The sequence below is a fragment of the Rhodococcus ruber genome, from assembly GCF_027270735.1.
GTDB lineage: Bacteria > Actinomycetota > Actinomycetes > Mycobacteriales > Mycobacteriaceae > Rhodococcoides > Rhodococcoides rubrum_A.
Genome location: NZ_JAPWIJ010000001.1, coordinates 413,751 through 437,131 on the forward strand (window position 1 = coordinate 413,751; position 23,381 = coordinate 437,131).

The following is a 23,381-nucleotide window of genomic DNA, read 5'->3' on the forward strand; positions in this document are numbered from 1 at the left end:
GTATTGAACACAGTCAGTTCCGCACTAAGGAGCACATATGTCGGGTGGGTCCGATTCCGCTGTTTCACGTGAAACAGCATCCAAGAAGAACGCGTCCAATGCGGCCGAGTCGGCGCCGGCGGTGAAGAAAAGTTCCGACTTCGAGTACACCAACGCGATCTCGCCCGACGACACTCCTATCGGTGCTGCGGCACATCGAGCCAGTCAGGTTCTGCACCCGGGATCGGTATCGCTCCCGAAGCCGGCGAAGCGGCGGATGCTGACGATCGCCAATCAGAAGGGCGGCGTCGGCAAGACGACTACCGCAGTGAACCTGGCTGCCGCGCTCGCCCTGCAGGGCCTGACGGTTCTGGTGGTCGATCTCGACCCTCAGGGCAACGCCAGCACCGCTTTGGGCGTCGAACACCACTCCGGTGTGCCGTCGAGCTACGAAGTGCTCATCGGTGAAGTCAGCGCCAAGGATGCCGTGCAGAAGAGCCCGCACAGCGAACGACTGTTCTGCATTCCGGCGACAATCGATCTTGCGGGAGCAGAGATCGAGTTGGTGTCGATGGTTGCCCGTGAAGGCCGGTTGAAGACAGCCCTGTCGGTCGAGGAGCTCGCCGGAATCGATGCGGACTTCATCCTGATCGACTGCCCCCCGTCACTGGGTCTGCTGACGGTCAACGCACTCGTTGCAGCGACCGAGGTACTCATACCGATCCAATGCGAGTACTACGCACTCGAAGGAGTGGGGCAACTCCTGCGCAATATCGAGCTGGTTCAGTCGCATCTGAACCCCGAACTCCATGTGTCCACGGTGATCCTCACGATGTACGACGGCCGCACGAAGTTGGCGGACCAGGTCGCGGAAGAGGTCCGCAAGCACTTCGGGGACGCCGTCCTGAGGGCCGTGATTCCTCGGAGCGTGAAGGTATCCGAGGCACCCGGTTACGGCATGACGGTGCTCGATTACGACCCCGGTTCACGAGGAGCGATGAGTTATTTGGACGCCGGACGAGAACTCGCCGCGCGGTCGGCCGGCATCGACGAAGCACGAAAGAAGTAGGTAGATGAGCCAAACGCGTAAAGGTGGCCTCGGTCGAGGTCTGGCCTCGCTCATTCCCACGGGCCCGGATGCCGGGCCGCGCCTCGGCAGCGCAGCCGCAGACGTGATCATCGGCGCGGATCGCAACGCCAAGGACAAGCCGGATACGTCTACGAAGCCGAAGCGTGCGCCGTCGACCGACGACGCAACGGAAAGCGCTACAGCTCCCACACCGACCCCGCCGGTGCTCAACGGTGACGACCTCTCCCCCGTCGGCGCCGTGTATCGCGAGATCGCACCGGATCGGATCGAAGCCAATCCGAAGCAGCCGAGACACGTCTTCGACGATGAATCTCTGGGCGAATTGGTGCACTCGATCCGCGAGTTCGGGCTCATGCAGCCCATCGTCGTCCGACTGGTTTCGGGTACCGCTGCCGCCGGAGACGCAAAATATCAACTTGTCATGGGCGAGCGTCGGTGGCGTGCGAGCCAGGAAGCCGGCCTCGAGACGATCCCCGCGATCGTGCGCGAGACGGCAGACGACGCGATGTTGCGCGATGCGTTGCTCGAGAACATCCATCGGGTTCAGCTCAATCCGCTCGAAGAGGCGGCGGCGTATCAGCAATTGCTCGAAGAATTCGACGTGACTCACGAGGAATTGGCCGCGAAAATCGGCCGCTCACGTCCGGTCGTGACCAACATGATTCGACTGTTGAAGCTGCCGATTCCGGTACAACGCCGAGTGGCGGCAGGTGTTCTGTCGGCCGGGCATGCTCGTGCGCTGCTGTCGTTGGACGCAGGTTCCGATGCACAGGAGTCGTTGGCTGCGCGAATCGTTGCCGAAGGACTGTCCGTCCGCGCGACCGAGGAAGCCGTCACCCTTGCCAATCGGGAGGATGGAACGAGCCCGGAACCGGCACCTCGACGGAAGCCGATTCAGATGCCGGGGCTTCAGGACGTCGCCGATAGGCTCTCCGATTCCTTCGATACGCGCGTGACGGTCAGTTTGGGTAAGCGAAAAGGCAAGATTGTGGTCGAGTTCGGGTCGGTGGACGACCTCGAAAGGATCGTCGAGATGATGGAAGCCCAGAAGAAAAAGTAGCGACGTTTTTGCAGGACCAGACATACGCGGGTGAAACGTCACTGTGACGTTGCTCCGCGATCGACGCTCTCGAATGCCGCCGTATATGTCGAAAAAGATTGTCATGCAACATATTTCAAGGATTCGGTCCGCGCGAGAGGGTCGACGATCGGATCGCCTATCCTGGTCCAGGAACGGATCGGCTCCGAGACAGAATTTTCCCGTTGGAACGAATGCACGAAGGCTGAGGTAAGCGGTGTCGGCGATGGTGACCGGAGTGACGCTCGGTTCGTTCGAACATCTGCCGTCGCATTCGCGGCGCTGTAGCTTCTGGGTGCTCGATCCTGCATCGGAGGACTCGTCGGTCGACCTCGAGTTCGAGAACGAAGTGTGGCTGTCGACCATCATGCTCGAGTGGGGATCATGTGGGCAGCTGCTGTCCGTCGAGGGCAAGACGATCGGCTGCGCACTCTATTGCCCACCCCGTGCCGTTCCGCGGGCGAGTACGTTTCCGACATCGCCCGTCAGTCACGACGCGGTTCTGCTGACCCAGCTACGGATCGATTCTCCGGAGGATGCCGATCTGCACTCGGCCACGCTGATTCAGGCGGTGGTGGGGGATCTCGTCAATCGAGGTGTTCGCGCCTTGGAGGCCTTCGGCATCCGGCACAACGCCGACGACGCAGCGCCGGTCGTTCCGAATGCGACGGCACATCTGACGTGTTCGGCGCCGACATGCATGATCGAAGCCGATTTTCTCGAGAAGGTCGGATTCGAAGTGGTTGCACCTCACCACAGATTCCCCAGACTACGACTCGAGCTGGACCGGGATCATGGTTGGAAGCAGGATGTCGAATCGGCACTGGAACAGCTGCTCATCGCGGCGAGCATCTCCGTCGTCGACATCGAACAGAAGTCGACCGTCGGTGCCCGCTGACACTCGACGAGATCAGGGACGATCGGCTGCGGCGAGTTCCTCGGCGAGCAATTCGGCGAACGTGAAGGTTCCGGTCGGCTGATCGTCCTGACCCAGGAGATACAGACGTTTGACGGCGATCAGAATTGCTTCGGCGATGATGTCGCGGAACCTCGGGTCGCTCAGTACCTCGACGTCGGATTCGTTGGTGAGGTATCCGACGTCGATCTGAATGGTCGGCATGTTGGTCAGGCGCAACAGATCCCACGTTCGGCCGTGGCTGCGGCAATCGAGAAGCGGTGTGCGAGCAACAATTTCGCGCTGCACGTAGCTGGTGAGTACCTGCCCGATCATGGACGTGGAACCGTGCGAATTGCCGAAGTGGAAACTGGCGACGCCGTTGGCTACCGGGCTGGTGCTCGATGCGCACCGCAGGGAGATCATCAGGTCGGCGCCCCAAGCATTGGCGGTCTCGGCGCGGTCGGCCACAGAGGGATTGGTGCCACGGGCGCGGGAGAGGAACGTATCCATTCCGGTCGCAGCCATTCGGCCCTCGAGGCGACTGGCCAGGTCCCACAGAATCTCCGATTCGGAGACTCGACCCAGTGCTCCGTCGACGATGCGCCCGGTATCGGCGCCGCCGAGGTCGGGATCGATGACGATGCGCTTGCCGGTCAGCTGTGGTCCCGACTTGCGGACGAGCTCTTCTTCACTCATGGCATGCGGTGATCCACCGGTGACACGCGTTCCGAGCAGGTCGAGCGAGCGCAACGTTGCCGGCCCGCAGATGCCATCCGGGGAAAGGCCGATCTCTCGCTGGAACGAGGACAAGCCCTCGTGGGTGCGAGGGCCGAAGAAGCCGTCGACGCGTTCGTTGTAGAAACCGAGGTCCTGCAGTCGCGTCTGCAGCGAGGCGACGTCGTCTCCGTACAGCGGAGCGGACAGCTGGTAGATGAGTGTTCGTGCGCCGAGGTGGTACGACGCCTCCTTCAATGCGCGATACGTGGCCGGGCCGACGATACCGTCGACCAACAGACCACGGTGCTGCTGGAATGCGCGTACGGCCCCACCGAGGGCACCGTCGAAGACGGAACCGGGAGCTGTCCAGTGACCGTCGTCCATCGGACCGGGCGGAACCACGGCCTCATGGAGAAAGCCGAGAGCCGACAGGGTGCCGCGGACCTCGGCGACGGCGGGTCCGGAATCGCCGTGACTGAGTTCCTGCATCCTCGAAACGCCTCCAGATCGTTCTGACTGCACCGCATCCCGATGCGGCTGATGTGCCGACGCTGGGCATCGGCACATCAGATGATTGTCGCAGAAAGACTGCCTTCCGCTGCAATCCACACGATTCGGAGGTGAATCAGATAACGCCTTCGAGGTCTTTGAGCAGCGCGGCCTTGCCCTTGGCACCGACGATTTGCTTGACCGGCTTGCCACCCTGGAACAGGATGAGCGTCGGAATCGACATGACCTTGAAGTCGCGAGCGGCCTGCGGGTTGGCGTCGATGTCGAGCTTGGCGATCGTCAGCTTGTCCTTGTGCTCAGCGGCGATCTCCTCGAGAACCGGAGCGACCATCTTGCACGGGCCGCACCAGGTTGCCCAGAAGTCGACGAGGACGGGCTTCTCGCTGGTCAGCACGTCGTCGGCGAACGATGCGTCGGTGATGGTGACTGTGCTCTTGTCGTCGGACATTTGTATCTCCTCGATGTAGGAAGCGGTGTGTGAAGGGGCCGGTCAGGCGTTGACTGCGTCGACCGGCTGATCGGCGTGTTCGAGTGTGTTGCTGGTGATGTCGCCCTGCTCGGCCAGCCAGCGCTCGGCGTCGATCGAGGCTGTACAACCCGTGCCGGCAGCGGTGATCGCCTGCTGGTAGACGTGATCGACGAGGTCTCCGGCAGCGAAGACGCCCTCGACCGAGGTGGCGGACGACGGAGACGCGACCTTGACGTAGCCGGCGTCGTCGAGGTCGACTTGACCCTTGACCAGCTCGTTGCGGGGATCGTGGCCGATGGCGACGAACATTCCGGTGACATCGAGAGTTGTCTTCTCCCCGGTCACGGCGTGCTCGAGCGAGATGCCGGTGACACTGGTGTCGCCGAGGACCTCGAGGACCTTGGTGTCGGTGAGGAAGCGGATCTTGTCGTTGTTCTTGGCACGTTCGAGCATGATGCGCGACGCGCGGAACTCGCTGCGCCGGTGCACGATCGTGACGCTACGAGCGAACCGGGTGAGGAAGGTGGCCTCCTCCATCGCGGAGTCACCGCCGCCGATGACGGCAATGTCCTGGTCGCGGAAGAAGAAGCCGTCGCAGGTGGCGCAGGCGCTGACACCGCGTCCGAGCAGCTTTTCCTCGCCCGGGATGGACAGGTATCGCGCTGCTGCGCCCATCGCAAGGATGATTGCGCGAGCCTGGTAGGTCTCGCCGCCCGCGGAGACGGTCTTGATCGGACCGGCCAGATCGAGCTCCTCGACGTCCTCGGTGCGGATGTCGGCACCGAATCGCTTCGCCTGCTCGCGCATCTGCTCCATCAGATCGGGGCCCATGATGCCCTCACGGAAGCCGGGGAAGTTCTCGACCTCGGTGGTCGTCATGAGTGCTCCACCGAACTGGGTTCCCTCGAACAGGATCGGTTCCAGCTCTGCGCGGGCCGCGTAGACACCGGCGGTATAACCGGCCGGTCCCGAACCGACGATGATGAGATCGTGAACCTTGGGGGTACTCAATGCAGACCTTCCGATCTTGGGGCGTGTCCTGGGCGCCGACAGCAGAGTGCACACTGCACGCGCCGGTCGACGTACATCTGGTCAACACCACCCTAGAGGCAGTTGTTCCCCGGAGAGAGATGTGTCAGCCGATATCGCGCCGAGTCAGGACATCGGGGTTGTTACTGCCGCAGTCGTTGCCCACGGCCAGGGCGATGAACTGGGCCGGCTGCGCGCCCGCCAGCACCAGCAGGGTTCCGTCTCGGCCGTCGATCCTGACTTGAGTGGATCCGAGGACCGACGTTGCGGGGTCGACGTCGTTGGCCGCCAGACAGGTTGCGAGGTCGGCCGGATCCGACAGGGCACCGGCATCACGCTTGCCGAGAATGCTGAATGCGAAACCGGAGTCGAGGTCGTCGGAATCGAGGACGAGTGACCCCTCGGGTGCTGATGACGGTTCTGCGGCAACGGATTCGGATGCATCCGGGGTGCGCCACACCGCTGTGAACACGACCGAACCGACAGCGAGAAATGCTGCGGCAGCGGCAATTCCGAGAACGACACCACGCCTGCGGGACCGGAGTGGAACGACAACCGGATCGCTGAGCTGTGGAGTGGATTGTTCGACGGTATGGATCGTGCGATCGATCCGTTCGACGACGTCGGGCGGAATCGACAACGTCCCGGTCGGATCCTCGCCCACCTCGTTCAACTGGGCCGACACCGCGTCGAGACCGGCGAGGATCTGCATCGACTCCTCGTCGCGACGGACCAGCGGCCAGAGCCGGCTGCTGACATCCTCGGGAAGGGCATCGGCATGCAGTTCGGCCAACAGCTCCGGTGAGAACGGGGCATCGGGTATCGCATCGGTGCTCGACGACACGTTCCTGCCTCCCTTCGCCGAATCTGCTTTCTCTCTCACACGATATAGACGCGAGGGGTCTAGATTCGGTTCCCTGCGTCTTTCAAGTAGGCGAGCTGCGTCGACAGTTTGAGTCGGCCACGCGCGCATCGACTCTTGACGGTACCGGTGGGAACGCCGAGCAGAACGGCAGCGTCGGCCACCGAGTAGCCCTCCATGTCCACGACGACGACGGCTGCACGCTGATCGGGCGGAAGCGTCATCAGAGCCTGCCGAACCAGAATGGTGGTCTCCGTCTCGGAGATGCGGTCCCTGGGGGACGCGGGCTCGTGACTTTCGTTCTCGCTCAACGGAACCGAGGGCCGTGCCTTGTTGCGTCGGATGCGGTCCAGGCAGGCGTTGACGACGATCTTGTGCAACCAGCTGCGGACGGCGGCGTCGGCGCGGAACGACCCGGCGGTGCGATGAGCGGAAAGCAGAGCCTCCTGCAGAGCATCGGAGGCGTCCTCGGGTGTGTAGCTCGTGCGACGAGCCGTCAGCCACAGATGCTCGTGGTGTCGGTAGATCAATGTTGCGAATGCGTTCGGCTCCCCGGCCGCATGAGCAGCCAGAAGTTCCGCATCCGTGCGCTCCCCTAGCGCCGAATCGATACGTTCGGTCATACGAAAACGGCTCCCCCCGTGTTAACGCATTGGGGGGAGCCTAGGCCATGGAGACCGTGAAGTACGAAACGAGCCCGAATTGCGTACCGAGCGTCGGGTCTAGGAGTCGAAACCGATCCCGGAGATCGACGTGGCGATGCGTCCGCCCTGCTCTCCGAGTGTGGTGATCCAGACGAGCACGTTCCCGGTGGGCTCGGCGTCGTCGAGGGCGATATCGGTCCGGCCGTTCTGCAGGGTGGCCTCACCGAGCAAAGTGGTGTCGCTCAGGCTGGGTGAGTCGTTCGGTGCCGACCTGATCTCGACGACGGTTCCCGGAGATGTCGACTCGATCCATGCGTTCTGCAGCGCTGTCGACGGAATCGTGACGAGCAGGCCAACGCCGTTCTTCAGAGCGGGGAACTGCTGGAAGTACGAGTCGGTCGTCCACGCCGTACTGGGGTCGTTGTCGATCACGTTGGAGGCCGTGCTTGGGTTGTCGGCCGAACCCTGCGGCGAGAAGACGCTGACACCGTTCAAGGCAACGGGCCCACCGGTCTCGGCGGGGGGTGTCGCTGTATCGCCCACGGGAGGTGCAGCCGCTGGAGTGGTGAGGCCGAATTCCTGGCTGTCGAGGGGCGCATCCGTGCTGTCACCGGCGATCGAGGTGAACAGCCAGTACCCAGCGAATGCCAGAATGACGACCGTCAGGGCACCGAGTACTGCGATGGCGATATTGGTGCGGGTCGATTTGGCCTTCTCGGCAGCGATTTCCTCGGGGTCGGCAAGCGAATGCCCGCTGGCCCCCGGTGCGCGCTGCCCCAGCCGGAGAGCCGGCATCAGGTCGGTCTTGTCGTTGACGACGGCTGCCTGATCGAGAACGTGCTGCACGGTGGCAGCAGTGCGGATGCCACTGTTCTGCTCGAGCGCCCGCACCGCGACAGCGGAGATCTCGAACGGAACGTCGGGACGAACCTGCCTCGGCTCGAGCGGCGCGCCCTTGTCGTCCCGGTCGGCCGGTCGCATGCCGCCGACACTCCGAGCCGGAGCCGCATCACCGGACACGACGGAGCCGCCGGTGGTGTCAGAGAGCGGCCACCTGGCCGTGATCAGGGCGTAGAGCATGGCACCGAGACCGCGGACGTCCGAACTCGGATCGGCGTCGGCGAGAGTGGCCGGGAAAGCGAGGACGGCATTGCCGCTGGAGCTGATGCGCACGCGATCGGGGTGATCGATCGACAGGGCACCGCCGCTGCGGTGTGCTGCCTCGGCCGCCGCAGCCAGCACCTTGATCGCGCGAGCAGCCCCGGTAGGTGCAGGCACGGTGTCGGCCATTTCGCGTAGTGAGCGGCCAGGCGTCCACTCCGCGACGACGATGCCGCCGGAGCTGCCACGCACCACGTCGAGCACGCGCGCAAGGCCGGGGGAATTGATCCGACCCAGGCGCAGCGTGCGCGAGAGGATCGCCTGCGGACCCTCGGTGCGATCGGTGGGTGACGCGGTGGACTGCTGGTCGGCATCGACGAACGTCAGCGCCACCTCGCGGTCCAGCTTGACGTCGTGGGCCTGCCAGAACTTGAGTCCACGTGCGCCGCCGTGCGGAGCCAGGAGTCGATACCGTCCACCGGCGACGGAGGCACCGGGAATGAGCGTCGGGCCACGAAGAGTCCGCTCGGGCGCGGGAGCGGCCGCATCAGACTTGCCGACGGTGGTTGTGGATGCGGCCTTCGCCGTGTCCTTGTCCGCGGTCGGAGCCGTTGCAGCGTCCTCGGAAGTCGGCTCGGGCGTCGAATCCTTGTCGGTCGTCTTCTTGTCGGCGGGGTCTTCGACCGGCAGCTGTGCCTTCGAGATCGAGATGGTCTTGTCGGTCGGGCGCGACGCCAACGCGGACTTGGAAATGGAGACCGTTCGATCTACCGGCTTCGGAGCAGGCTCGGTGTCGGCTGTCTTGTCGGTCGTGGCTTCTTCGGTGCTCGTCTCGGCGGCACTCGACTTGCCGTCCGATTCGACTGCGTCGGCGGTCTTCTCGTTGCCCGTGTCGGAATCCGCATCAGCGTTCGGAGTCTCCGAGGACACAGGCGTGGTGGCCTTCGTGGGAGCCGCTGTCTTGGCAGGCGTCGTGGACTCGGCCTTCACGGGCTCGGTGCGGTCCTGGGTGTCGACTTCGACTCCGCCGCTCGTTCGGTCGGCTTCGTTTGCTGGAGACTGTGCCGGCCCCCCAGCAACATCGTCGTCGGTCACTGTCACTCCTTCAGGCGAATATGCCCCGTGTTGTTCTGCAAACGGTCGACCCGTGTGGGCGTATGCCCCCGGGTGCCGAGGACCAGGGTACGGGAGCCGATCCCGCGGAGTGTCCCATGTGGGCTCGGTTCGAATAACGGGAATCACGCCGGTTTCTGCAGCCGCCAGATCAGCGTCGCGGTCGGCAGGCGCGCCACGGAACCTGCGAACGACGCGGCTCAGGGCCACCGTGACCGCCAGGACTTCGGGAATCTTGCCGAACCAGAGGATCGAGAACGTGATGCCGAGCATGACAACGGCGTCGATCGCGACGCGCACGAAGTTGCCGATCCAGCCGTTCGTCAGTGCGTCGAGCCCGAGGATCCGGTCGATAGCGAGCATGGCAGCACCGCCGGCCAGCGAGGCGATGAGAACCAGCCAGATGGTTTTGCCGACGTTGGCCATCCGCAGGTTGCCCAGGCTCTTGTGCAGCAGGTAGCCGCCGATGATCGCGCCGACGGTGTAGCCGAGGCCGGTGGCCGTTCCGAGGAGCAGCACCACCTGGTCCGGATCGGAGGCGACAATCGGGGCGAGGAGCGACAGGCCGATCTTGACGGCGGTGATGCCGAGGATGATCCAGGTCGGTGTCCAGGCCTGTTCACGTGCGTAGAAGACACGCAGGTGGATCAGCACCAGGGCGTACGGGATGAGGGAGAACGCCGACCAGCTGACGGCCTCGCCGAGTCGGCTCGCAACGTCGGCGAATCGGCCGAACCCGTACAGCGCCTCGCCGACCCACGGCCCCGCGAAGGTCAAGAACACCACGATCGGGACCAGCGTCACCATCGTCAGCCGGGTGGCAACGGACAAATCGTCGACGACCGACGGAGTGTCACCGTTGGCCGCATTGCGACTGAGCCTGGGCATGATGGCCGTCAGTACCGTGACGCCGAGGATGCCGTACGGCAGCTGCAGCACGATCCAGGCCTGCGAATATATCGTGTTGCTTGCATCGTCGGTGCCCGACGCGATGTTGGTGGCGACGATCAATCCGATCTGACTGACGACCACATAGAGCACGATGGCCGCGGCCATCGCACCGAACTTCTTGAGGCGTTCGTCGAATCCCCACAGTGGGCGTAGGTCGATGCGTTCGCGCCGCAGCGCGGGAATCAGCGCCAGTACCTGCGTGATGACACCCGTGGTGACGCCGAGGCCGATGACGAGCACCTGCGTGGTGCTCATTTCGTTCGGATTCAAAGTGGGGTCGTCCGGAATCAGGAAGTAGATGCCGAACACTGCGAGTACGACCAGGTTGTTGAACACCGGGGCCCACGCGCCGGGCTTGAAATTCTGTCTGGTGTTCAGCACCGCGGTGAGCAGGCCGGACAGTCCGTAGAACAGCAACGCCGGAAGTACCAGGTACGTCAGCGAGATGGTCAGGTCCTCGTTGACCTTCGGATCTCCCGACAACATCAGCCGCGCCAGCAGCGGCGCGGCCATGGTCGCCCCGAGCGCCACGGTTCCGAGAAGGGCCACCGCAATGGTGAACAGGCGTCGAACGAATGCCCGCCCGCCGTCGGCGTCCTCCTGCTCGGCCCGGACGAGCACGGGAACGACGATCGCTCCGAGTACCGCGCCGAGGACCAACTCGGAGATCATGTTCGGCAGAATCGTCGAGACGGTGAACGCACTGGCCAGCCCTGCGCCGAGGGTGGCCGTCATGGCGACCTGCTTGGCGAATCCGGTGATGCGGCTGACCAGGGTTGCTACCGCAATGGATCCCGACGCGGCGAGCAACGACTTCTGTGGTCTCGGCTCGGGCTGCGGTGCGGATCCTGTTCCGCCCGGCGGAACTGTCGTCGGAGGAACGGTTCCCGACGGCTCCCGGGGGTAGTCCTCGTCGCGGAACCGCGGGATGAGCTGGGTGACGGCGTCGTCGGCGGCCGGTTGACCGTCGAGCGGGGGCGGTGCCGGGTACGAGCGCAGCTCCGGAGTCGACTGCCGCTCCCAGGGTGCCGACCGCGGTGGCGTCGTGCGTCGGAAAACCTGTGCTGCCGGCATACGCGACCTCGGCAGGTCCCCGTCGTACGGGACGTTTCCTGTCATGGTCTCTCGTACCCTTCGTCGGCCGGGTCGGGTTCGCCTCTGAATCGATGCCAGAGTCGTCGACCTGCAAGTAACAGTAGGAGAGCGCCGGCGCAGGCGGTAATTATGGCCAGCGCTTGGCCGTACGCGTTCGACCGTACGGACACCGTGGACACTTCGCCGAGCCTGCTGCCGTCGAGCGCGGTCACGGAGAAGTCGACCGACAGGTTGCGGGTGGCGTCGACCTCGGCCGGGACGGTGATGGTTCGCGATCCGCGAGCCGGAAGCTGGGTGACGCCGACGTCACTGATGGTCATTTCCGGTGGCGCATCGACTCGGAGCAGCACGTTGACCGGCATCGGAAGGTCGTTGCGCGCGACGAGCAGCAACGGGCTCTGCTCGGAGGCGAGGGTGTAGACGCCGCCCGGCGCGAGCACCGTCACCGATCCGTAGATGGCGTCGATCCCGAGTCGGGTAGCGGCGAGTCGGGTGAATGCCATGGTGCCGGTCTCGTCGGCCACCGAACTGGCTCGACCCGCCGTGGAGAGTGCCCGGAGCATGTCCTCGCGCAGCGGTGCGGTGAACAGGCGCGGGGTGAGCGCCGACTGAGGATCCTCGACCAGCGACTGCATCAGCGTCTCGATCCGAGCGCTCTGCGTTCTCACCAGTCCGATGGTGCCGGTATCGAGTTCGGTGGCAGCATCGACGCTGCTCACCGGGGTGCCCGAGGTGGGCTCGGCGATCAGTTCGGTCAGCGGGCGGGGCGTCGCCAGCCCGGAACGCAGCAGCGAGGACACCGCCGAAAGAATGGCCGACGGCTCGTCTCCCCCTGCGGTCCAATACTGCGGTGGTGCGACCGTGACGGTGCGCCCGGGCCGATCGGTGCCGACGAGAGCATGGAAGTTGACAGCACCGAGTGCGTCCTGCAGGCGTGCGGTACGGGAGTCCGTGTCGAGGTCGAATCGCTGCTCGGCGGGAGTGAGGGCAGGAGTGGACGGGGTGTCACCCACACCGGCCAGTGCGGCTGCGGTGGGCGCGTCGTAGTGGGCAGCCGCCAGCGTCGAGGGCGGCTGTGTTTCCGACGGCTGGGTTCCGCTCGGAGGAACATTCGTCGAGATCAGCTGGGCCATCGGTGCCGATGTCGGCGGGCTGATGCTGTTGCCCGCGACCAGCACGGTTCCGGTACCCGCGGAGCGCAGGGCGTCGGCGGTGTCGGCGTCCACGCCTCCGGTGGTGCTCCAGGTGAAACCCCGCGTCGAGGTGATGCCGAGGATGCCGTCGACGATGTCGGCAGGCGCGCTGATCGCCCCGTCGATCAGCGAGGCGTCGCCGATGTCGGCCACTGCCCCCAGGTCTGTCTGTGCGAACGGCATCGCAGTCACGCAGGTGCTCGACGCGATGGTTTCGAGACGGGACAGCCACTCGGTCGCGGCCGCGCTCCCGGTGCCGTCGCGAGCCGTGCTGGCGGGATCTGACGGGTTGTCGACGACGAGATAGCCACGGGTCATGTTCGAGACGGTGACGAGCAAGTCGGGATCGATACCGAGACACAGGCTCGACGCGAGGTTGCCGCCCGGATCGAGGCCTGGCTTCGTTGCGAATTCGACGGACTTGAGCAAGGTGTCGAGTCGACCGCCCGAGGCGAGTTCACCGGCCAACTCGTCGTCGATAAGTCGCACTCGCTCGTCGACCGAGCCGGGTAGTCCGGCGGCGAGGCGCGGGATGTCGGCCAGTGGCCACAGCACGGTCATCGCGACGGGGTTTCGGGTGTTCGGGGGCAGCGGCGTCGCATCGGGAGCAGCCGGGTCCATCTCGCCCGGGTTGCGTGGCAGCCCGACGACAGGGAGCAAGAAGCGTGCGTCGTCGAGTCGTGCGGTTCCGCCGTACTCGGGTGTGCCGTTGACATTGAGCAGTAGCGGATAGACACCGGGTGCCTCGATTCCGAGAGAGGGTTCGGTGGTGCTGCGCAGTTGCATCGACAGGTCGAACTGGCGGCTCTCGTCCTTCTCCAACGACTCGGCCACCGTGACGAAATCGCCGACGCGGTCGAATCTCTCCTGGTCGAGGGTCAACGAGGTTCGCAGGCCTGCCGTGGTGTCGATCGCGGCCGAGGCCTGCATGCGGACACTGACGTCGTCGACACGCCGATCGCCGGTGTTCTTCACCGTGGCGCGAACCGTGACGAACGGATCGCTGCTGGTGGTGACGGTCGACGGGGCGACGGTCTCGATGCTCAGCGTCAGAAAGGGATTGCCGGCCTGTGTCCTCGGAGTATCCGGGACGGCGCTGGTGGACTCGACATCGCCGACGGACGCGTCGGGCTGAGCGGTGGCCATCGGTAGCTGCGTCGGGACCACCGCTGCCACACCCACGGCCGGTGCCACTGCAAGGAGGAACGAGGTCAATGCGGCGGCAGTGACCTTTCGAGCCCGCACGATCACTTCTCGCCGGGGGTCGGTGCGCTCGAGTTCCCGTTGTTCGTGCCGTCGTGCATGTCGTCGATGAGGCGGGTGGCGATGGCGGCGAGTTTGCGTTCGTCGGCGTAGGCCAGTCGTGACGGCAGCTCGCTCAGCGGTACCCAGGCGACCTCGGTCACTTCCAGGTCCTCGTCCGATAGTTCGCCGCCGAGGAATCGGAGCAGGTAATGGTGGACGGTCTTGTGGACGCGTCGGCCCTCGGTGACGAACCAGTAGTCGATGCTGCCCAGCGACGCCAGGACGGTTCCACGGATGCCGGTCTCCTCGGCGACCTCGCGCATGGCCGTCTGTTCGGCGGTTTCGCCTTGCTCGATGTGGCCCTTGGGCAGGGACCAGAGCAGACGTCCTCGACGGTCGGTACGACCGATCAGGGCGGCGCAGCGGGTGGCGGGCGGACCGTCGAGGCCGTCGACCACAAGGCCGCCTGCCGAGGTTTCGCGTACGGTCCGCAGCTTGGGTGCTTCGGTGTCGGCGCGTGCCTGACGCCGCCGCGGGTTGCGGCGACTCCTGTTCGATCGTTCGGCAGCAGACACCCGATCCATACTAGTTGCCCATGCGCACTCTTCTACCGTGCCGCACCGCGGTCAGTGGCCGAGACAATCGTGTCCCCGCTGCGCCAGTAGGCTCTTCCACCGTGGCCGATCAGTCCCTGTCTTCCGTTTCCGCCGAGCAGACCGATGCCCGCCGGGAGAGGTTGCTGGCCGGAGCGGCGGTGACGCTGCGCGAGCTCGCTCCGGTGTTGACTCCGCTCGGTGCTCTGTTCGCGACCGCCGGGCACGAGCTGTATCTCGTCGGCGGAACGGTGCGCGACGCGGTTCTCGGTCGACTCGGCACGGATTTGGATTTCACCACCGACGCCAGGCCCGAGGACGTCCAGGCGATGCTGTCGGGCTGGGCGGACAACCAGTGGGACACGGGCATCGCGTTCGGCACGATCAGTGCGGCCAAGGACGGCCAGCAGATCGAGATCACCACGTACCGCACCGACTCCTACGATCAGGTTTCCCGCAATCCCGAGGTGCAGTACGGCAACAGTCTCGAAGAGGACCTCGTTCGACGCGATTTCACGGTCAATGCCATGGCCGTGCGTCTGGGAGCCGACGGCACCCAGGAGTTCGTCGATCCGCTCGGCGGGATGGACGCGCTCCTCGAAGGCGTACTCGATACGCCGTCGGCTCCGGAGGTCTCCTTCGGCGACGATCCCCTCCGCATGCTGCGCGCCGCGAGGTTCGTCTCCCAGCTCGGATTTTCGCTGATGCCCCGAGTGCACCGGGCCATCGAGGACATGGCGGATCAGATAGACCGGATCACGGCCGAGCGCATCCAGGTGGAGCTGGACAAGCTGATGCTCGGCGCGCACCCGATAGACGGCATCGACGTGATGTGCGAGACGGGGCTGGCGCAGCGGATCATCCCCGAGGTTCCCAACATGAAGCTCGAGATCGACGAGCATCACCAACACAAGGACGTGTACACGCACTCGCTGACGGTGCTCAAGCAGGCGATCGATCTGGAGGACGGCGATCCGGACCTCGTATTGCGTTGGGCTGCACTGCTTCACGACATCGGCAAGCCTGATACGAAGCGAAACGAGCCGCGCGGTGGAGTGAGTTTTCATCACCACGAGGTCGTCGGTGCAAAGTTGGTGCGAAAGCGTATGCGCGCCTTGAAGTATTCCAAGAAGATGATCGAGGAAGTCTCGCATCTGGTGTTCCTGCATCTGCGATTCCACGGCTACGGAAAGGGTCAGTGGACCGACTCCGCCGTCCGCCGCTACGCCACCGATGCCGGCGAGCTACTCCCCAAGTTGCACAAGCTCGTTCGAGCCGATTCGACCACCAGGAACAAGCGTCGAGCAGCCGCGCTGCAGGCAACGTACGACGACCTCGAAGAGCGCATCGCCCGCATTGCCGAGCAGGAGGATCTGGCTCGGGTACGGCCCGATCTCGACGGCAACGCGATCATGGAGTTGCTCGGCATCCCGGCCGGTCCCGACGTGGGTAAGGCATGGAAGTTCTTGAAAGAACTCCGACTCGATCGGGGACCACTCTCCCGCGAGGACGCCGAAGCGGCGCTGCTCGAGTGGTGGCCTACGCACTAGGCGCGTCCCGCGCACGTGCGCGAAAGTTCGTGGCCCACTACGAATTTCCACTCACGTATACCTCTCGGTCCGATACGGAAAGCCACACCACGTCAGCGGCGTGTGCGCCTGCTGACGACGGCCACTGCGACCAATCCGAGGGCGTAGAGACCTGCTCCGACGAACACCAGGGCGTGTGCAGTGGGATCCTGGCTCAGATCGGTGGTGGTGGGCCCGACGGCGAAGGCAGCAGCGGCCAGAGCGCCGACGAACGCGATGTTGAAGACCGTGTCCTGCAGCGCGAACACTCGTCCGCGATGGGCATCGTCGATCTCGATCTGCATGGCGGCGTCACCGCTGAGTTTGACGGTCTGCCCGGCGATCCCGAGAAAGAAGGCTCCGATCAGCAGGCTGTTCTGCGTCAGTCCGGAGACGGCTCCGAGCTGGGCCACGATGGCGAGGACGAGGGCCGTGGCGATCGTGGGGGTCCGTCCGAACCGCGGAACGACGAACGGGGTGATGACGGCGGCGAGGAACATGCCGACGGCGGTGGCACCGACGGCTATCCCGAAGCCCGCGAGCCCTCCGGGCACGGTGCTCGCGGTGGCCTCGCGCAGAACCAACACCATGATCAACGTGTTGATGCCGAACACCACGCGGTGTGCGCCGATACCGATCATCGCGGCCGTCACACCGGGTGCTTGCCAGACAGCGCGAGCACCCGACTTCAGCCCGGCAGCAACATCTTCGAAGGGATTGTCGGTTCGGGTCTCGATGCCCGGTCCGAGTGACCGCGGTCGGAAGCGGGCCGCCGCGATCGCCCCGACGATCGACCCGGTGGCGGCGAGGCCCACTGCGACACCCGAGCCAAGATCACCGGCACCGACGATGCTGATCACGGCGACGGCGAGACCGGCACCGGCGGCAGCGAAACCGGATCCGACGGTGGCCAATACCGAGTTCATCGGGACCAACCACGACTGCCGAACCACGTGGGGCAGCGAGGCCGAGGCCCCGGCAAGGACGAACCTGCTCAGCCCGACGGTGGCCAGCGCCAGCAGCAACAACGGCGTCGCGTCGACTCCGGCGCACAGCAGGATGGCAGTGGCCACGATCAGAACGATGCGAACGATGTTCGCCCACAACAGGACCGATCGTCGGTCCCAGCGATCCAGCAGGGCTCCGGCGAATGGCCCGACCAACGAATACGGCACGAGTAGCACCGCAAATCCGGCCGCGATCTCCGCCGGATTCGTCGCGCGCTCGGGATTGAACAGGATCGCACCGCTCAGTGCCGCCTGAAACAATCCGTCGCCGAACTGACCGGCGAACCGAATGGTGGTGAGCTTGCCGACTCCCGGGGACCGACGTAGGCGGGTACGGAAGGAGGCGTCGTTCACCGAGGGGACTCTAGTTGCCGCTGACCACCGCAGGAACCGCAGCCTTCCACCACGCCATCGTTGCGGCGGTGCCGTCGGCGAGCGAGGTGGGTTCGAGTCCCAGAATTCTCTCGCTGCGGCTCGAGTCGAGGACGTAGGGGTAGCGGAACTGGTACAGGGTGTCGCCGAGTTCCTTCATAGGCCCTGGCACGACGCTCAGTGTCCGCATCACCCAGGCCGGAATGGTGCCAACCTTGGGAGCGGGCACGTGGGCTGCAGCGGAGAACATCTCGATCATCGACCGCTGCGATACCGCGGGAGCGGTGGGTGCGTGCAGCACGGTGTTCCAGGTCGTCGGCGACGCGGCGGCGGTGATCATCGCCCCGGCGAGATCCGGTACGTAGGTGAACGAGTGGGGTAGGTCTGCGGAGGCAATGACGCGGACGGACTTGCCGGCCAGAATGGGCGCGAGCACCCTCTCGCCCATGTGGGACGTCATGACGCGAGGCCCGTAGAAGTCCGAGGCAGCGACGCTGACAGTGGGAGTCGAGTGCTTCTCGCGAGCCGCGAGAAGCTGTGTACGCACACCCAGCTTGCGGTAGGTGGCGTTGCGGGGAGTGTCCTCGCGGATCGGACCGTCGACTCGGCCGTAGGCGTACAGACTTTCGGGGAACGCGACGATCGTGCCCGCGGCCGCGTCGAGCACCCGCTTTTCCATCGCTTCGAGCTTGTCCCGCCAGACCGTGTTCTCGTACGCAACGTGGGTGCAGTGGTAGATGGCGGTGGCACCGCTCAGATGGGGTCGAAGATCGTCGGATTCGATGTCGACGGCGCGGCGCTCGATCATCGGATGGTCGGGTCCGCTACCGGACCGAGTCAGAACCCGCACCGAATGGCCCTGCGCGGCAAGTTGTTCGGCAACGGTCCAGCCGACGGGCCCGGCTCCGGTGACGACGTGTAATTCGGCCATGATGTGCTCCCTTTCCTGCAAACGAGAGCGGTGCTCTCTGTTGACCTGAGTGTGCACCCTCGATGCAAGAAAAGCAAGAGCAGTGCTCTCTCACAAGAGCGGCAGTTACAGTGAGCCCATGGCGAGCACTCCCCGCACGCGAGCCCGCGCGCAGACCCTGGCCGACATCACCCGAATCGGACGCGACCATCTGGCCGCCGGTGGCGCGGCCGCATTGTCGTTGCGCGCCGTCGCGAGGGACCTCGGCGTCGTGTCCTCCGCGGTGTACCGATACGTCTCGAGCCGGGACGAATTGCTGACCCTGCTCGTCGTCGACGCGTACACCGAGCTCGGGGACACCGTCGACGCAGCCGTGGCCGCGGCCGAGGGTCCGAGAGAGAAGTTCCTGGCCCTCGGCCGGACGGTGCGGCAGTGGGGACTGCGAGAGCCGGCTCGGTATGCGTTGCTGTTCGGCAGCCCGGTACCCGGCTACCACGCTCCCGCGGAGCAGACCACCGGGCCGGGCACCCGCGTGATCACCGCGCTGGTCCAGATCTACGCCTCCGCCTGGGCGGACGCCCGGCCCGCCGCCCCGGCCGATGTGTCGGCACCGGCATCACTGCACGGCAGCTTCGAGGAGATCCGCCGGGAGATGGGAACAGACCTGCCCGACGAGCTGATGGCCCGGGGAGTGATGGTGTGGGCGTCGCTGTTCGGAGCGATCAGCTTCGATGTGTTCGATCAGTACGGTGCCACGACATTCGCCAGCAGGGACGACTTGTTCGAGTATCAGTTGGGATTGTTGACGAAGATTGCGGGGCTCGAGTAGGAGCAGGGACTGGCCGCATCGCTTGCGCCACATCCGGCGGTGCGCGGTGCCACAATGGCTACCGTGGCAACGCATGCGGAGGAACCCGAGGACCAGACGGCGTCGGCCTTGCGCGATGTCCGGCCCGGCAGTCTGTTGGTGTCGTCGATCGAGCTCGTCGAGCCCACGTTTCGACGCACTGTCATCTACATCATCGAACACAACGATGCCGGCAGCCTCGGTGTCGTCATCAACCGTCCCAGTGAGACGGCCGTGCAGAACGTGCTCCCCGACTGGTCGGAGCTGGCCGCCAAGCCGCAGGCGCTGTACGTCGGCGGTCCGGTCAAACGCGATTCGGCACTGTGCCTGGCGACGCTGCGTACCGGGGTCTCGATCGACGGCGTTCCCGGATTGCGACGCGTCGACGGCCGAGTGGTGATGGTCGATCTCGATTCCGATCCCGCCGATATCGCGCCACTGGTCGAGGGTGTGCGGGTGTTCGCCGGCTACTCGGGCTGGACATTCGGGCAACTCGAAGGCGAACTGGACCGCGAGGACTGGATGGTGTTGTCGGCCTTGCCCTCCGATGTGATCGGCCCGCCACGCATCGATCTGTGGGCACACGTGTTGCGTCGTCAGCCGATGCCGTTGGCGCTGCTCGCGTCCCATCCGATCGACGTCGACCGGAATTAGTGCCTACGGCAGTGGCGTGGTTAGGTGCCGCCCAGGGCACCTAACCGCACCACTGCCGCAGGCACTAATGAGCGAAAGCCTGCGCGCTCGAATGCCCGCCTGACTTCAGGCCATCGATCACCTCGTCGACGGCGATGCACAGCATTCGGCCCAGATCCGCGCTGAAACCCTCTCGAACAACGACTCTGAGTACCGCGACGTCGGTTGCGTTGTCGGGCATCGTGTATGCCGGTACCTGCCAGCCGCGGGCGCGCAGCTCGTGGGACACGTCGAACACGGTGAATTCGCAGTGGTCCTTCAGCATGAACGAGAGCACGGGAATGGCCGATCCATCGGTGATCACCTCGATGTCCGGGTGCTTCTCGAGGTGTCGGCTGACGCGAACAGCGGTGTCGCGCAACGCCTTCATGATGTCGGTGTAGCCGGAGCGGCCCAGACGCAGGAAGTTGTAGTACTGACCGATCACCTGGTTGCCCGGCCTGGAGAAGTTCAGTGTGAAGGTGGGCATGTCGCCGCCGAGGTAGTTCACGCGGAACACCAGGTCCTCCGGGAGGTCTTCCTTGGTACGCCAAACAGCGAATCCGATTCCCGGGTAGGTCAATCCATACTTGTGTCCACTGGCATTGATGGACTTGACCCGAGGCAACCGAAAGTCCCATTCGAGCTCTGGATACAGAAATGGGACGACGAAGCCGCCGCTGGCCGCGTCGACATGGACCGGGACGTCCGGCCCGCCACCGCCGGCAATCTCGTCGAGTGCAGCGCAGATTTCCTGCACCGGTTCGAGTTCCCCGGTGAACGTGGTGCCGAGGATCGCGACCACGCCGATGGTGTTCTCGTCCACCGCGTCTCGAACCTGCTCGGGGGTGATGACGTAACGACCGCGCTCGACCGGTAGGTATTTCGGCTCCACGTCGAAGTAGCGGCAGAATTTCTCCCAGACCACCTGAACGTTGCTGCCCAACACCAGGTTCGGAGTGCCGGTGCCGGCTCCTTTGGCTCGCCAGCGCCACTTGAGCGCCAAACCGGCCAACATGACGGCCTCACTGGATCCGATCGTCGAGACCCCGGTGGCCGACGACGGGTCCTCACGGTCGAGTCCGGGTGCATGGAACAGATCGGCGACGATGTTGACGCACCGTTCCTCGATGGCCGCGGTGGACGGGTACTCGTCCTTGTCGATCATGTTCTTGTCGAACGTCTCCGCCATGAGCTTCTCGGCCTGGGGATCCATCCAGGTGGTGACGAACGTCGCCAAATTGAGGCGCGAGCTGCCGTCGAGCATCAGTTCGTCGTGGATGAAGCGGTAGGCCGCGTCGGGGTCGAGTTGCTCCTCGGGAAGTCGCAGTGCCGGAACAGGATTGGTGGCGAGCCGGCCGGTGTAGGCCGCCGAGACTACACCGTCGGTGTGAAGCTTCCTGGTCATCGTCTTCTCCCCATCGCCTCGAGTGACACCCAATCTAGTCCGCAGCGGAGGCCGCCGGGCTCGGTTCCGATTCCGGTCGCCGCGCGAAGCGTTGAGCGATCACGGTGCACACCATCAGCTGGATCTGGTGGAAGAGCAACAACGGCAACACGATCAGTCCGACGGGTTGGCCGACGAACAGCACCGTGGCCATCGGCAGGCCGCTCGCCAGGCTCTTCTTGGACCCGCAGAACAGCAGCACCAGTCGATCCTCGAGGGGAAAGCCGAACCATTTGCCCGCGTACCAGGTGATCGTCAGCACGACGGCGAGAAGCACGGCGCACACCGCGACCACGACGGCGATGCGCCACACCGCCACCGAGGACCACACGTGCTGGTTCATCGACTCGCTGAATGCGGCGAAGACGACCAACAGGATCGAGCCTCGGTCGACGAGCTTCGTCGGCGCGCTGTGGCGCGTCAACCATCCCGTCACCCATGGCCGGATCAACTGACCGACGGCGAACGGCAGCAACAGTTGGAGCACGATGTCGAGGATCGAGCCCGGATCGATGCTCACCGATCCGGTGGTGGTCATCAATGCGATCACCAGTAGCGGGGTAACGAACACCCCGATGATGTTGGAGAACGACGCACTCACCACGGCACCGGCGACGTTGCCGCGGGCGATGGAGGTGAAGGCGATCGAGGACTGCACCGTCGAGGGAACCAGGCAGAGAAACAACACACCCGTGTAGAGGTCGTCGCTGATCAATCCGGGTTCGAGTATCCGCAGTGCCAGACCGAGCGCGGGGAACAGCAGATAGGTCGACGCCAGGATCACCGAGTGCAGGCGCCAGTGCTTGAGGCCGTCCCAGGCGTCCCGCGGAGACAACCTCGCACCGTAGATGAGAAACAGCAGCGCGATGGCGATCCGGGTGACCCAGCCCAGCACGTCCTCGGCCGTGCCCGTCGCTGGGAAGAGGCTCGCCAGTACCGCCACGGCGAAGATGCTCAGCAGGAAGGGATCCAGCACGGTATCCCGCAACAACTTCACTCGGCTAACTTAATCCACCGATGTGCTGCGAGTGCGGGCGGTCAAGGTGTTCAGGGTGCCTGCAATCGTGTCGGCCTGGGCGGAACCGATGGTGAGCCGGTCCCCGTTGGCGAAGGTGACGAAGGCCGCGGGGCCCGCTTCGGTGGCGACGGCGTAGTTCCCGCGCCCTTTGGCCCGCAGACCCCAACCGCCGAAGTCCTTACCCGGATCGACGGTCCGCACCGAGGCACCGGTGATCTCGTCGATGTCGTAGTCGAATGCCGCCATGCCCAGGCTGGACACGTAGAGGCCGTCGCTGTCGATGTGCACGGTGAAGCGCAGCAGAGACAGAATCAGAATCGTCAGCGGGACGAAGAGAAAGATCGGCCACGGCGAGCTGGTCAGGTAACACGTCAACGCGGCTCCGGCCAGAGAGATCACTACGACGGTGATCCCGGCGACTCGACTGGCACCGACGCTGACCACCAGGGGTAGCTCGGGATTGCAGCGCGGGAGATCGGCATGCGGCGCAGAGGTGGCGACGACGCGCTCGCGGTGGTCGCGCAGCCTGGACGCACCGAACAGCCCGGCGACGAATCCGATGACGGTGCCCATCGCGATGGCCCAGCCCGGGATGGTGACGCTCTGGCCGGACGAGAGGTCCAACTCCCGCGTCAGGGTCGCGATCTGGAGAACGCCGATCATGCCGACGACGGTGAGTCCGATGACGAGCATCGTTCGGCGCATGATCAGCAGCACTCGAGCCAGCGACGCGACGGCGCTGCACCCGCCGCCCACCAGCACGATCACGATGGCGAGGGTCCAGGCGTTGGAGAGAGGATCGGCGAGGTCGTCCGGTTCGGTGCCGCTGAAGTGGGTGGCGACCTGGTCCGGTAGTCGGCCCTGCCAGAGGTAGGCCAGGACGAGAACCAGGGCAGCGACAACGAGTGGTGCGAGGACACCGAAGACCACTCCGGCGGGATCGAACGTGCGCGCAGCTCTCGCTTTCATCTGC

Annotated in this window: 19 protein-coding genes; 6 read left to right on the top strand and 13 right to left on the bottom strand. The window is 64.9% G+C overall.

Annotated elements, in window-relative coordinates; translation table 11 throughout:
- The first annotated feature begins 37 nt into the window (after positions 1–37).
- From O4220_RS02015 to O4220_RS02025, 3 genes are all read left to right on the top strand, one after another.
- Positions 38–1,048: a ParA family protein gene (locus O4220_RS02015; RefSeq protein ID WP_269601878.1), complete on the top strand. Its 1,011-nt coding sequence runs from the start codon at positions 38–40 to the stop codon at positions 1,046–1,048.
- A gap of 4 nt (positions 1,049–1,052) precedes the next feature.
- Positions 1,053–2,129: a ParB/RepB/Spo0J family partition protein gene (locus O4220_RS02020; RefSeq protein WP_269601879.1), complete on the top strand. Its 1,077-nt coding sequence runs from the start codon at positions 1,053–1,055 to the stop codon at positions 2,127–2,129.
- Positions 2,130–2,364: 235 nt separating this feature from the next.
- Positions 2,365–3,045 (top strand): GNAT family N-acetyltransferase, encoded by a 681-nt coding sequence (locus O4220_RS02025; protein ID WP_269601880.1) that lies wholly within the window; start codon positions 2,365–2,367, stop codon positions 3,043–3,045.
- A gap of 12 nt (positions 3,046–3,057) precedes the next feature.
- On the opposite strand, the gene O4220_RS02030 is transcribed toward O4220_RS02025, so the two are convergent.
- The 8 genes from O4220_RS02030 to O4220_RS02065 form a co-directional block, all read right to left on the bottom strand.
- Positions 3,058–4,251, bottom strand: a complete 1,194-nt coding sequence (locus O4220_RS02030; protein WP_269601881.1) for an N-acetylmuramoyl-L-alanine amidase — start codon at positions 4,249–4,251, stop codon at positions 3,058–3,060.
- Positions 4,252–4,387: 136 nt separating this feature from the next.
- Positions 4,388–4,720: a thioredoxin gene (gene trxA / locus O4220_RS02035; RefSeq protein WP_037152116.1), complete on the bottom strand. Its 333-nt coding sequence runs from the start codon at positions 4,718–4,720 to the stop codon at positions 4,388–4,390.
- 42 nt (positions 4,721–4,762) lie between these two features.
- Positions 4,763–5,752 (bottom strand): thioredoxin-disulfide reductase, encoded by a 990-nt coding sequence (gene trxB / locus O4220_RS02040; protein WP_269601882.1) that lies wholly within the window; start codon positions 5,750–5,752, stop codon positions 4,763–4,765.
- A 124-nt stretch (positions 5,753–5,876) separates the two neighbouring features.
- Positions 5,877–6,614 (bottom strand): hypothetical protein, encoded by a 738-nt coding sequence (locus O4220_RS02045; RefSeq protein ID WP_269601883.1) that lies wholly within the window; start codon positions 6,612–6,614, stop codon positions 5,877–5,879.
- 59 nt (positions 6,615–6,673) lie between these two features.
- Positions 6,674–7,255, bottom strand: coding sequence for an RNA polymerase sigma factor SigM (sigM, locus tag O4220_RS02050; protein WP_269601884.1), 582 nt, complete (start codon positions 7,253–7,255; stop codon positions 6,674–6,676).
- A 99-nt stretch (positions 7,256–7,354) separates the two neighbouring features.
- Complete coding sequence (gene murJ / locus O4220_RS02055; RefSeq protein WP_269601886.1) at positions 7,355–11,560, bottom strand: murein biosynthesis integral membrane protein MurJ; 4,206 nt, start codon at positions 11,558–11,560, stop codon at positions 7,355–7,357.
- A complete protein-coding gene (locus tag O4220_RS02060; RefSeq protein ID WP_269601887.1) occupies positions 11,557–13,980 on the bottom strand; it encodes a glycoprotein in 2,424 nt (807 codons plus the stop codon). Before O4220_RS02060 ends, murJ begins: the two co-directional genes overlap by 4 nt.
- Positions 13,977–14,549, bottom strand: a complete 573-nt coding sequence (locus tag O4220_RS02065; protein WP_269601888.1) for an NUDIX hydrolase — start codon at positions 14,547–14,549, stop codon at positions 13,977–13,979. The genes O4220_RS02060 and O4220_RS02065 overlap by 4 nt, the downstream gene beginning before the upstream one ends.
- A 101-nt stretch (positions 14,550–14,650) precedes the next feature.
- On the opposite strand from O4220_RS02065, the gene O4220_RS02070 reads away from it, so the two are divergent.
- The gene (locus O4220_RS02070; protein WP_269601889.1) at positions 14,651–16,117 is read left to right on the top strand and encodes a CCA tRNA nucleotidyltransferase; all 1,467 of its coding nucleotides are present in this window, start codon (positions 14,651–14,653) and stop codon (positions 16,115–16,117) included.
- Between the two features lie 92 nt (positions 16,118–16,209).
- Here O4220_RS02070 and O4220_RS02075 read toward each other — a convergent pair whose 3' ends face one another.
- Together O4220_RS02075 and O4220_RS02080 are read right to left on the bottom strand one after the other, a co-directional pair.
- The gene (locus O4220_RS02075) at positions 16,210–17,496 is read right to left on the bottom strand and encodes an MFS transporter (RefSeq protein ID WP_269601890.1); all 1,287 of its coding nucleotides are present in this window, start codon (positions 17,494–17,496) and stop codon (positions 16,210–16,212) included.
- Positions 17,497–17,506: 10 nt separating this feature from the next.
- On the bottom strand, positions 17,507–18,445 hold the full coding sequence (locus O4220_RS02080) for an NAD-dependent epimerase/dehydratase family protein (protein ID WP_269601891.1): 939 nt from the start codon (positions 18,443–18,445) through the stop codon (positions 17,507–17,509).
- Between the two features lie 118 nt (positions 18,446–18,563).
- Here O4220_RS02080 and O4220_RS02085 point away from each other — a divergent pair, with 118 nt between their 5' ends.
- Together O4220_RS02085 and O4220_RS02090 are read left to right on the top strand one after the other, a co-directional pair.
- Positions 18,564–19,253, top strand: coding sequence for a TetR/AcrR family transcriptional regulator (locus tag O4220_RS02085; protein ID WP_269601892.1), 690 nt, complete (start codon positions 18,564–18,566; stop codon positions 19,251–19,253).
- Positions 19,254–19,307: 54 nt separating this feature from the next.
- The gene (locus O4220_RS02090) at positions 19,308–19,925 is read left to right on the top strand and encodes a YqgE/AlgH family protein (protein ID WP_269601893.1); all 618 of its coding nucleotides are present in this window, start codon (positions 19,308–19,310) and stop codon (positions 19,923–19,925) included.
- 64 nt (positions 19,926–19,989) lie between these two features.
- Here O4220_RS02090 and O4220_RS02095 read toward each other — a convergent pair whose 3' ends face one another.
- From O4220_RS02095 to O4220_RS02105, 3 genes are read right to left on the bottom strand one after another with little or no spacing between them, the layout of a single operon-like run.
- A complete protein-coding gene (locus O4220_RS02095) occupies positions 19,990–21,351 on the bottom strand; it encodes a glutamate decarboxylase (protein WP_269601894.1) in 1,362 nt (453 codons plus the stop codon).
- Positions 21,352–21,385: 34 nt separating this feature from the next.
- Positions 21,386–22,387, bottom strand: a complete 1,002-nt coding sequence (locus O4220_RS02100; protein WP_269601895.1) for a bile acid:sodium symporter family protein — start codon at positions 22,385–22,387, stop codon at positions 21,386–21,388.
- A gap of 9 nt (positions 22,388–22,396) precedes the next feature.
- Positions 22,397–23,377, bottom strand: a complete 981-nt coding sequence (locus O4220_RS02105) for a DUF1648 domain-containing protein (RefSeq protein WP_269601896.1) — start codon at positions 23,375–23,377, stop codon at positions 22,397–22,399.
- Positions 23,378–23,381 lie beyond the last annotated feature (4 nt).

What these genes read in the sequence shown, in the direction of transcription:
- O4220_RS02015 (WP_269601878.1), top strand. Translation starts at nt 38, where the DNA reads ATGTCGGGTGGGTCCGATTCCGCTGTTTCACGTGAAACAGCATCCAAG.
- sigM (WP_269601884.1), bottom strand. Translation starts at nt 7,255, where the DNA reads ATGACCGAACGTATCGATTCGGCGCTAGGGGAGCGCACGGATGCGGAA.
- murJ (WP_269601886.1), bottom strand. Translation starts at nt 11,560, where the DNA reads ATGACAGGAAACGTCCCGTACGACGGGGACCTGCCGAGGTCGCGTATG.
- trxA (WP_037152116.1), bottom strand. Translation starts at nt 4,720, where the DNA reads ATGTCCGACGACAAGAGCACAGTCACCATCACCGACGCATCGTTCGCC.
- O4220_RS02080 (WP_269601891.1), bottom strand. Translation starts at nt 18,445, where the DNA reads ATGGCCGAATTACACGTCGTCACCGGAGCCGGGCCCGTCGGCTGGACC.
- O4220_RS02020 (WP_269601879.1), top strand. Translation starts at nt 1,053, where the DNA reads ATGAGCCAAACGCGTAAAGGTGGCCTCGGTCGAGGTCTGGCCTCGCTC.
- O4220_RS02095 (WP_269601894.1), bottom strand. Translation starts at nt 21,351, where the DNA reads ATGACCAGGAAGCTTCACACCGACGGTGTAGTCTCGGCGGCCTACACC.
- O4220_RS02085 (WP_269601892.1), top strand. Translation starts at nt 18,564, where the DNA reads ATGGCGAGCACTCCCCGCACGCGAGCCCGCGCGCAGACCCTGGCCGAC.
- O4220_RS02105 (WP_269601896.1), bottom strand. Translation starts at nt 23,377, where the DNA reads ATGAAAGCGAGAGCTGCGCGCACGTTCGATCCCGCCGGAGTGGTCTTC.
- O4220_RS02030 (WP_269601881.1), bottom strand. Translation starts at nt 4,251, where the DNA reads ATGCAGGAACTCAGTCACGGCGATTCCGGACCCGCCGTCGCCGAGGTC.
- O4220_RS02090 (WP_269601893.1), top strand. Translation starts at nt 19,308, where the DNA reads ATGGCTACCGTGGCAACGCATGCGGAGGAACCCGAGGACCAGACGGCG.